10 protein-coding genes and 1 riboswitch are annotated in these 9,998 nt (G+C 61.7%); of the genes, 2 read left to right on the plus strand and 8 right to left on the minus strand.

What is annotated here, in order from left to right; translation table 11 throughout:
- Positions 1–22: 22 nt before the first annotated feature.
- Positions 23–982: a YiiG family protein gene (locus BGO16_RS01265; protein WP_292616466.1), complete on the minus strand. Its 960-nt coding sequence runs from the start codon at positions 980–982 to the stop codon at positions 23–25.
- Positions 983–1,286: 304 nt separating this feature from the next.
- Between BGO16_RS01265 and BGO16_RS01270 the strand changes: the two genes are divergently transcribed.
- A complete protein-coding gene (locus tag BGO16_RS01270) occupies positions 1,287–2,282 on the plus strand; it encodes a hypothetical protein (protein ID WP_292616468.1) in 996 nt (331 codons plus the stop codon).
- A 60-nt stretch (positions 2,283–2,342) separates the two neighbouring features.
- On the opposite strand, the gene thiC is transcribed toward BGO16_RS01270, so the two are convergent.
- The 6 genes from thiC to BGO16_RS01300 all read right to left on the minus strand — a co-directional run bounded on the left by thiC (position 2,343) and on the right by BGO16_RS01300 (position 7,465).
- Positions 2,343–4,259: a phosphomethylpyrimidine synthase ThiC gene (thiC, locus tag BGO16_RS01275; protein ID WP_292616470.1), complete on the minus strand. Its 1,917-nt coding sequence runs from the start codon at positions 4,257–4,259 to the stop codon at positions 2,343–2,345.
- 25 nt (positions 4,260–4,284) lie between these two features.
- Positions 4,285–4,671 carry a hypothetical protein gene (locus BGO16_RS01280; RefSeq protein ID WP_292616472.1) on the minus strand — a complete coding sequence of 129 codons (387 nt, stop codon included), beginning with the start codon at positions 4,669–4,671 and terminating at the stop codon, positions 4,285–4,287.
- Positions 4,672–4,680: 9 nt separating this feature from the next.
- The gene (locus BGO16_RS01285; RefSeq protein ID WP_292616474.1) at positions 4,681–5,289 is read right to left on the minus strand and encodes a thiamine phosphate synthase; all 609 of its coding nucleotides are present in this window, start codon (positions 5,287–5,289) and stop codon (positions 4,681–4,683) included.
- Positions 5,276–6,058 carry a thiazole synthase gene (locus tag BGO16_RS01290; RefSeq protein ID WP_292616475.1) on the minus strand — a complete coding sequence of 261 codons (783 nt, stop codon included), beginning with the start codon at positions 6,056–6,058 and terminating at the stop codon, positions 5,276–5,278. The genes BGO16_RS01285 and BGO16_RS01290 overlap by 14 nt, the downstream gene beginning before the upstream one ends.
- Positions 6,059–6,231: 173 nt before the next feature.
- On the minus strand, positions 6,232–6,429 hold the full coding sequence (gene thiS / locus BGO16_RS01295) for a sulfur carrier protein ThiS (RefSeq protein WP_292616478.1): 198 nt from the start codon (positions 6,427–6,429) through the stop codon (positions 6,232–6,234).
- Between the two features lie 4 nt (positions 6,430–6,433).
- Positions 6,434–7,465 (minus strand): FAD-dependent oxidoreductase, encoded by a 1,032-nt coding sequence (locus BGO16_RS01300; protein ID WP_292616480.1) that lies wholly within the window; start codon positions 7,463–7,465, stop codon positions 6,434–6,436.
- A riboswitch (TPP riboswitch) is annotated at positions 7,453–7,580 on the minus strand. (Overlaps the previous gene by 13 nt.)
- Positions 7,581–7,726: 146 nt before the next feature.
- Here BGO16_RS01300 and BGO16_RS01305 point away from each other — a divergent pair.
- Positions 7,727–9,205: a hypothetical protein gene (locus BGO16_RS01305; protein ID WP_292616482.1), complete on the plus strand. Its 1,479-nt coding sequence runs from the start codon at positions 7,727–7,729 to the stop codon at positions 9,203–9,205.
- 21 nt (positions 9,206–9,226) lie between these two features.
- Here BGO16_RS01305 and BGO16_RS01310 read toward each other — a convergent pair whose 3' ends face one another.
- The gene (locus BGO16_RS01310) at positions 9,227–9,661 is read right to left on the minus strand and encodes a transglycosylase SLT domain-containing protein (RefSeq protein ID WP_292616489.1); all 435 of its coding nucleotides are present in this window, start codon (positions 9,659–9,661) and stop codon (positions 9,227–9,229) included.
- Between the last annotated feature and the right edge of the window lie 337 nt (positions 9,662–9,998).

Below are 9,998 nucleotides of genomic sequence, written 5' to 3' on the forward strand. Positions count from 1 at the left end.
CGCAGAAACACGTGCGGCCCGCTCAGATGGTGACGCCGCGGTTGTAGCTCTCGATCAACTGGTTGTAGTCGCGGAGCAGCCGCGGCGGCGAGCCCTCGACCATCCAGCCGCCGCCGCCACCGAGCATCATGCGGTCGCCCTGGCTGTAGGGCGCCTTGTCGCGGACGCGGCGCATCAGTTGCTTCGCCGTTGTCAGGTATGACTTGGCGTTGCTCATGAAAAAAGAGCCGAGCTTCGCGTCGCCGTCCTTGCCGGAGGCCTCTTCGGCCGCCTTCACCGCGGCCTCGTATTCGCCCAGCGCCGCCGTGATCGCCGCGATGTCCGGCTTTTCCGTGTCCTCGGCGCGCAGCAAGCGTTTGGCGTGAATCATCAGCGCCTCGACGTGATAGCGCACCTTGCGGCCTTCCTTCGCCTCGAGCGCGGCGAGTTGTTCCGCTGCCTGCTTGTCCTTGATGGCCTCGACCCCGGTGCGCAGCTTCTTGTCGGCGCTCGCGAATGCATCCCATGCCGCGACCAGCCGCGGATGCAGCGCCTTGCCCTTGGCCATCTTGTCGTCCTTGTAGTTCTCCTGCTCGTAATATTCGTCGGCCTCCTTCAGGAGCGGTTCGAGTGTGCCGACCGCCTCGGCATAGGCGGAAGCAGCGGCCTCGAGATCGGCGTCGCGCGGCTCCAGCGCATTGGCCTTCTCGACGTTCTTTTTGCAATCCGACGTGTCGTAGATGGTGTAGGTGCCGTAGATGATGCGCTCCTTGCCGGTCGGCCCGGTTTTCTTCGCCCAGGAGAAATAGCGGTTGCGTGACTCATACGACCGCTCCGACAGGCGGTTGATGCAGCCGACATAGGCGTTGAGCTTTTCGATGAGTTGCGAGGGCGGCGGCGAAGGGGACGTCTTGTCTTGCGCGTCGTCCTGCGCGGTGGCGGACGCGAGAGAAAGTCCGAAGGCTGCGGCGGACAACAGGGCAATCGCCCGAAACGGCGTCATGGTTCTCTTTCCTCGCGATGCGGACGATCCCCGCATTTTGTCGCGGCAACCGATGGCTAGGTTCATGCGCTCGACCGATACTTTAATCGCTAGTCTAGAACGGTAGTTTGCGCAGCCAAGGCAAACGTCAGGCGTAAAAATTGGGCGGTTGACATTGAGTGACGACTGCAGAGGGCTATTGCTCCCGGTGATGACGAATTTACGGGTATGACGGGAAGTACGAATAGAAGAGGCAAGAAGGTCGAACTGATGAAGATGCTATTTGCTATGCTGCGCATCGTATCATCGATCAAGGATGAATTAGATGATTTTTAGATGCGTTCCTCCAGATATGATGATGTTTCTTCAAGGTGGGTCAGCTTGGAAAATATTTGCAGAAGGTGAAATTGATGCCGATGCAGGAAGTCGATTGGAGCAGGCGCTCAGCCAGAGCGATATCCCACTTGGTTCCCAAATCTACATAAACTCGCCAGGAGGCAGTTTAGTTGGAGGGTTAGATTTAGGACGAGTTATCCGAAATTATTCCCTTGATTCTTATGTAGGGAAAGAGGGGAAGCTCGAACGAGGCTTTCAATTTCACGAATCCGGAAATTGCATGAGCGCAGCCGCCATCGCCTACTTGGGCGGCCGATATAGATTTATTGACCGAACCTCCCAAGTTGGAATTCACCGCTTCTCGCTTGGCCCGAGTTTTCAAGGTGACGTGGATCGTGCGCAGATGCTTTCCGCCACGGTCGTCGAATACATTCAGTCTATGGGAGTCAGTACTGATCTATTTGCGCTAGCCTCAGACGTTCCTGCCGACGATATTCTTATCGTTCCGCATGAAACACTAAGACGACTAGGCGTCGTCAATGATGGTCAAGGTGCAACCAATTGGTCGATAGAAGCTATTGAAGGAGCGCTCTATTTAAAAGGTACGAGAGAAACTGTTTTTGGCATACAAAAGTTTCTCATTGTATTTCCTAGGGAGGGCGACCCTTACCTTCACATAATTTTCGAAGGAGGTGAATTAGTTGATCAGATTTTGGTTATGGACGTAGACCGTCTTGCCATTGACGACGAACTTGTCCACCTGAGCGATTTGAGAATCTCGCGGATCAACGATAACGGCTACATAAATTGCACATATAGTTTGAACAATGAAATTCTACTTAGGATCCAGAAGGCAAAAACGGTTGGTTACACGCTTCAACATTCGACAGACGCAGCGGTGTATGTCGGATTTCAAACAATGAGATTTGATGCCGAACTGAAATTGCAAGGCTTGCTAGGGGTTTTTTATCGAGCGATAAGTTAGTTATAGTGCCGAAGGGCGTCGGAATTTCCGACGCCCTTCATGCCTTACTGTGGTCCATTTTCACAACGCCTTGTTGCTCTCCTTCACCTTCTCCGCGTCGAGATAGACGTTTGAGCCCATCTCCTTGAATTTCTCTGACATTTGCGCCATGCCGTCCTCGATCGTGCCTTTCATCGTCACACCCGCGCTTAAACCGAGCGCCGCCTTCTCGTTGTCGCCGAGGGAGGCGGCGTAGTCGCGCACGTCCTGCGTGATCTTCATCGAGCAGAATTTCGGCCCGCACATCGAGCAGAAATGCGCGACCTTGTGCGCCTCCTTCGGCAGCGTCTCGTCGTGGAAGGCGACCGCGGTCTCGGGATCGAGACCGAGGTTGAACTGATCCTGCCAGCGGAAATCGAACCGCGCCCGCGACAGCGCGTCATCGCGCAGTTGCGCCGCCGGGTGGCCCTTGGCGAGATCGGCGGCGTGCGCCGCGATCTTGTACGTGATCACGCCGGTCTTGACGTCGTCGCGGTTCGGCAGCCCCAGGTGCTCCTTCGGTGTCACGTAGCACAGCATTGCGCAGCCGAACCAGCCGATCATCGCAGCGCCGATGCCGGACGTGATGTGATCGTAGCCCGGCGCGATGTCGGTGGTCAGCGGGCCCAGCGTATAGAACGGCGCTTCGCTGCATTCCTTGAGCTGCTTGTCCATGTTGATCTTGATCTTGTGCATCGGCACATGACCGGGGCCCTCGATCATCACCTGGCAACCCTTCTTCCACGCGATCTGCGTCAGCTCGCCCAGCGTCTCAAGCTCCGCGAACTGCGCGCGGTCGTTGGCGTCGGCGATCGAGCCGGGACGCAGGCCGTCGCCCAGCGAGAACGATACGTCGTATTTGCGCATCAGGTCGCAGATCTCTTCGAAATGCGTGTAGAGGAAGCTCTCCTTGTGATGGGCGAGGCACCACTTCGCCATGATCGAGCCGCCGCGCGAGACGATGCCGGTGACGCGGTTCGCAGTAAGATGGATATAGGGCAGCCGCACGCCGGCATGGATGGTGAAGTAATCGACGCCCTGTTCGCATTGCTCCACCAGCGTGTCGCGGTAAAGTTCCCAGGTCAGCTTGACCGGATCGCCGTCGCACTTTTCCAGCGCCTGATAGATCGGCACGGTCCCGATCGGCACGGGGGAGTTGCGCAAGATCCATTCGCGCGTGGTGTGGATGTTACGGCCGGTCGAAAGGTCCATCACCGTGTCGGCGCCCCAGCGGATCGCCCACACCATCTTGTCGACTTCCTCTTCAACCGAGGAGGTCACGGCCGAGTTGCCGATGTTGGCGTTGATCTTCACCAGGAAATTACGGCCGATAATCATCGGCTCCAGTTCGGCGTGGTTGATGTTGGAAGGGATGATGGCGCGGCCGCGCGCGATCTCGTCGCGCACGAATTCCGGCGTAATGAAAGCGGGAACGGATGCGCCGAAGGACTCGCCATCGGCCAAGGCGGCTTCGGCGCGTTCGAGCTGCTTCTTGCGCCCGAGGTTCTCGCGCTCGGCGACGTAGATCATCTCCTTGGTAATGTGGCCTGCGCGGGCGAATTCGAGCTGGGTGATCGGCGCATCACTGAGCCCGCGCAGCGGCCTGTGATGCGCCTTGAAGGCGGCGGCGGCGTGCGTCGCGCCGACATTGCCGTTGTCTTCCGGCCTGATCTCGCGGCCCTCATATTCCTCGACGCCGCCACGCTCCTTTACCCAGGCAAGGCGCGTGCGCGGCAGGCCGGCGTTCACGTCGATAATGACGTTCGGGTCGGTATAGGGGCCCGACGTGTCATAGACCGGCAGGTTCGGTTCGCCCGCTCCATCGGAGAGAATGATCTCCCGCAGCGGTACGCGCAGGTCCGGCGCAGCATCGGGCACCGAGAAAATCTTGCGCGAAGCGGGGAGGGCGCCGGTGGTGACGGCGGGACGGGTCTTGTCCGGATTGGAGCGGATGTTCATGGCGTTTCTCCGGTTCGAGACGAGTTCAATGCAAATAGCCGAGCAGGCAGAAGACGGCGCCGATCGCGAGCCAGATCAGCCCGGCGATCGTCGCCATGGCGGGGTGGCGCAGGAACGCGCGGCCGCCCGTATAAAGGAACGGCGGCTCGATTATGCGGATGGCGCCGGCGACAACCAGCAGCCAGCCGAACAGCGTCACGATCACGCGCCAGTCCGATGTCCAGACGTTGTGGGTTAGCACGATGGCGAGGCCGCCAAGCATGACCATCAGGCCGCCGAGGAACATTAGCCCGCGGCTGGCCAAAAACTCCTCGGCCATGGCGTGAAAACCCTGCCGGTTGAGCAGGACGGCAAGACCGGCCGTCATCATGACCGGGCCGATCAGCCGTGCGATAAAGACGGATGTTTGCATGACGGCACCTCATGCGGTTTCAGTCACCTGTTCGAGCCATGCTTTCACCCGCGCGTCGGGATCGGGATTCTGCGTTACGTCGCTGACCACGGCGATGGAATCCGCGCCGGCGGCATAAATCTCTTGCGCCTGTTCCAGTTTGATGCCGCCGATGGCAACCAGCGGGATATTGCCGACGCGCTTTTTCCATTCGGCGATTTTCGCAATGCCCTGCGGCGCGAAGCGCATCGATTTCAGCGTGGTCGGGAAAATCGGACCCAGCGCGACGTAGTCCGGTTCGGCCGCGAGCGCGATTTCAAGCTCGCTGTCGTCGTGGGTGGAAAGACCAAGCGTCAGCCCGGCCTTGCGGATCTTATGGACGTCCGCCTCCGCCAGATCTTCCTGGCCGAGATGAACATGCTTCGCGCCAGCGACGATCGCCGCGCGCCAGTAGTCGTTGACCACGAGCCGCGTCGGCGTGCCGTTGACGATCTCCAGCGCGCCGCTGACGAGCTGCAACGCCGCGCCGTCGTTGAGGTCTTTCGCGCGCAATTGCACCGTGCCGACGCCGAGCTTGGTGAGGCGGCGCACCCAGTCCAGCGTATCGACGACAGGATAGAACCGATCAGGATACGGCATGCCAGAATGGTGTCCCTACCACGGGGGTTGACGGGGAGGCGAAGTCGCGGGCCTCCATCAGGCCCGCCTCATATGCGGTGCGGCCGGCTTCGACCGCGAGCCTGAACGCGCCGGCCATGGCGACCGGATCGGCGGCCTTGGCCACGGCGGTGTTCAAGAGCACCGCGTCGTAGCCGAGTTCGAGAGCATGCGCCGCGTGTGAGGGGGCGCCGATGCCGGCATCGACGACGAGCGTGGTATCGGGCAGCCGCTCGCGCAGCAGCCGCAAGGCGTCGCGGTTGGTGATGCCTTTGGCGCTGCCGATCGGCGCGGCCCATGGCATCACCACCTTGCAGCCGGCATCGACCAGCCGCATGGCGACGCTCAGGTCCTCGGTGCAGTAGGGGAACACCTCGAAACCGTCCCTGATCAGGATCGACGCGGCTTCGACCAGACCGACGACGTCGGGCTGCAGCGTGTCGTTGTCGGCGATCACCTCGAGCTTGATCCACGGCGTGCCGAACAGCTCGCGCGCAAGTTTCGCCGTGGTGACGGCTTCGCGCACGCTGCGACACCCGGCCGTATTCGGCAGCACGGTGACGTCGAGTTCGCGGATCAGCGACCAGAATGCGTCGCCGGTCTTGCCGCCCGCGGTTTCCCGCCGCAGCGACACCGTGACGATCTGGCTGCCGGAAGCGCGGATCGCGTCCTGCATGATCTTTGGCGACGGATACAGCGCGGTGCCGATCAGCAGGCGGGAGTTGAAATTTTTGTCGTAGAAATTCAGCATTCTGTAAATGCCCTCTCATCGCGAAAGGTCGCTGCCCCCGCCCGCCGCGCTTTGCGCGTCGATTTCCCCCGCAATCGGGAGAGGTGAAGAAAGAACGAAGCGCGCTCCCTCTCCCGCTTGCGGGGAAGACTAGAGGAGGGGGCATACTCGTTTGCGATAAGGAGACTCATCGCTCACCCTCCCTGCCGCGGTGTGATGATCTCGATCTCGTCGCCGCTTTTCAGAATTGCGTCCTCCCATCGGCTTTTCGGCAGCACCTCGAAGTTGACGGCGATCGCGACATGCGTGCCCTCGTAGGCAAGTTCGTTCAGCAGCGCATCGACTGTCTGCGCCGCGATCTCGCGCCGTTCGCCATTGACGGTCACTTGCATGACGTCACTCGCATTGCATCACCTCGTTGTCGATCTCGCCGCGCGCGACGTAGCCGAGCGTCAGTTCCGCCAGCGCCGGCGCCAGCAGAAAGCCATGACGGTAAAGCCCGTTGACGGCGATACGGTCCTTGTCGATCGCGATGCGCGGCAGGTTGTCCGAAAACGCAGGGCGCAGACCTGAACCGATTTCCACGATCCGCGCCTCGCCGAAAGCCGGATGCACGGCGTAAGCCGCACTGAGCAGTTCCAGCGCGGAACGCACGCTGACGCCATCGTCTTCGCGCTCGATCGAGGTGGCGCCGATCATGAAGCGGTTGCCCTCGCGGGGAATGATGTAGAGCGGCCAGCGCGGATGTAGGAGACGCACCGGGCGCGACAGCGCGATCTCGTTGGTTTCGACGATCACCATCTCGCCCTTGACGCCGCGCAGATCGGGCAACGCATCGCGGGCGGCGAGGCCGCGACAATCGATCGCAAGGCCTTCGCTTAGGAGTCCCTCGATGTCGGCAGGTTCAAGCGCGCTACCGAATTCGATCCGGCCGCCGGCGGCGCGGATGCGCCTGTGCAGTTCAGGCAATACGCGGCGCGGCTCGACATGGCCTTCGTCCGGAAAGAACAGTGCTTCGTGAAACCGCCCGTCCAGCGATGGCTCGAAGCCGCTCATGTCATCGGCCTGAATGCGCCGGTGCCCCGACGTCATGCGCGCGAAACGCTCGAAGTCGGAGCGGTCGCGCGGATGCGCCACCACCAGGGATCCGTTGAAAGGCGTATCGGGAACGTGCTCGCGCCACAGCGCCAGCGAGCGCAAACCAAGACGGGTGATCAGGGGTTCGGATGCCTCGGATTCGCACCACGGCGCCAGCATGCCGCCGGCCCAGTGGCTGGTGGCCTGCGTCATGGCGTCGTCGCCGCGCTCGTGAAGCGTGACGGTGCATCCTGCCTTGGCGAACAGCAATGCCTGCCATGCGCCGGCAATGCCCGCACCGATCACCGCGATGGGGGAATCCCCACGCATCTTGCGCGTATTCTGAAACATCCCTGTCCCTTCGCCGGCATGACCCGGATCAGGTTCAAAGGGTCACCGCGCTGTCGCCTCCATCGCGATCGGTGCGGTATCTCAGCTCCCTGACGGAGCACCCCTCGGAACAGCTTTAATTTAGGCGGATAGGCGAGAGTGTCAACGCGGGAACGCGTGGTCTCCCATGCGGTTCCGGCATTTTACCCGAAATTATGCTTTGCCGCGAATAATCGAACGCCGGGCGGTCGGGCCGCAGGTTTCATCGATCGGATTTTTCGGATGAGCGTCGCGTACACAGAGCGGGCCGAGACGCGTAGCACTGCCGTCGCTCCAGCCTGGCTGTTCGTCGGAGCGGGCATCTATCTACTGCTGCTGATCCGCGGCGACGGGCTGCTCAGGGACGCCGACACGTTCTGGCAGATCAAGGTCGGGCAATGGATCGCGGCGCACCACGCGGTGCCTTTCACCGACATCTATTCCTTCACGCGCGCGGGCGAGCCGTGGATATCGACGTCGTGGCTGGCGCAGGTGTTGTTCGCGCAAGCCTTCGATCTCGGTGGCTGGGCCGGCGTCGTGGTTCTGACGGCCCTTGCGGCGGCCGCGGCTCTTGCGCTGCTTGCGCACGTTCTGTGCCGTTTCCTGCCGCCGCTACAGGTTGGCGTGGTGATCTGCGCGGTTTTCGCGCTGGCGTCACCGCACCTTCTGGCGCGCCCGCACGTGCTGGCGATGCCGGTGATGATTGCATGGGCGAGTGGACTGGTATCGGCCAGCGGGCGCGGCGGGGCGCCGTCGCCGTGGCTGTTGGCGCTGATGATTGCGTGGGCCAACCTTCATGGCGGCTTTGTGTTCGGTCTGGCGCTGATCGGCGCCTTTGCGCTCGATGCCGTGTGGAATGCGGAAGCCGCGCGGCGCAAGCGCGTGGTGTTCGGCTGGGCGCTGTTCGGGTTTGCGGCGCTCGTCGCGAGTTGCGTCACCCCCTATGGCTGGGGGACGCTGCTCGCGGCGCGGAATATCCTCGGGCTCGGAGAGGCATTGTCGCTGATCATCGAATGGCGGCCGGTGGATTTTTCCCACGTCAGCGCGCTCGAGGTTTGCCTGCTCGGCCTGCTTGGCCTCGCGCTCTTTCGCGGCGTTCGCCTCACGCCGCCACGAATACTGCTGGTGCTCGGCCTGACGCAAATGGCGCTGGCGCACAGTCGCAGTATCGAGGTCTTCGCGTTCTTGCTTCCGCTGGTGGTAGCGGAACCGTTGTCTGTGCAGTTCTCGGCGCTGCGCCGGACTGAGAGCAGGGCTATTTCCCTGTCGGCAGCGCGCCTCGCCGTCGTCGTGTTCCTGCTTTGCGGCTTCACCGCAGCCTTCGCCGCCAGCCGTTCCTATGTTCCCGCTAGCGGAAAGTCGCTGACCGGGGCCGTGCAGGCGATGAAGGATCACGGCGCGCGCCGCGTTCTCAACGAGTACTTTTTCGGTGGTTTGTTGATCGCAGCCGATGTTCCGGTCTTCATTGACGGCCGCACCGAACTCTACGGTGAACAATTTGTGCTCGCTCACGTCGATGCCCTCCAGCTTCGGAACGTTGGCAAGTTCCTGACGCTGCTCGACACCTATCGCATCGACGCGACGCTGCTCGACCCCTCGTCGCCCGCGGTCCATCTGCTCGACCGCCTCGATGGCTGGCGGCGCGTTTACAGTGACGGCAACGCGGTGCTGCATATGCGGACCGCCAACCTCGCTCCGCAGATCAGGCCGTCGCTGGATTGAAACAGTTCCAGGTCGCGAACGTCAGCGCGGCGCGATCGACAGCGGCGCGCCGGGGAATTCCGCGGCAGCGCTCATGGTCTGCTGATGAGCACGCTGCTGCCGCTGCCGCTTCGCCACGTAGTAGTAGCCGCCGGCGTAATAGGCGACGGCGCGGTCGTGGTTGCCGTGCGCGGCGCGATAGGCGCCGGCAAGATACTTCACCGCGTAGGTGAGATTGGTTTCCGGATCGAGCAGCCCCTCGGCGGTGCCGGTGTAGCCGAGGCCTCGCGCGGTCGCGAGCTTGATCTGCATCATGCCGTAGTTGCCGCGGTGGATGGCGCGCGGATTGTAGCGGCTCTCGCGGACGATAACGCGGTGGACCAGTTCGACGGGAACGCCGTTGGTTTGCGCGTGCGCCGCCACCATCGACTCGTATTGCGCGCGCTGCGCGGACGACGGCTGCGGCAAAGCCAGCATAACGAAAACAAGAAACGGAATAAATTTACGCAAAATCACGGGAGAGCCCTCACAATCGGCCTTATGCCTATCGCCACAATCGCGACTTTCCTGTGGCAAAAGCGCCCGGGCACGGCCTGGCCGGGTTCCATCGCCGGTCAGAAAAAGGAACTCCGGGGTCGCTCCTCATATCGTCTCGCACCCGATTTCGCATCAATGTGAGGCGCGTCTTGCGGAACGCCGCAAATTTGTCGCGAGCCGGAGTCTAGGGTCGAGACTCAATTGATCCACCAAGTCAGGGTAGCGGCCAAGAGGATTGTAGAGAGGAAGATATCGGCCCGCTTGTCATAGCGGGTGG

The organism is Nitrobacter sp. 62-23 (genome assembly GCF_001897285.1).
GTDB lineage: Bacteria > Pseudomonadota > Alphaproteobacteria > Rhizobiales > Xanthobacteraceae > Nitrobacter.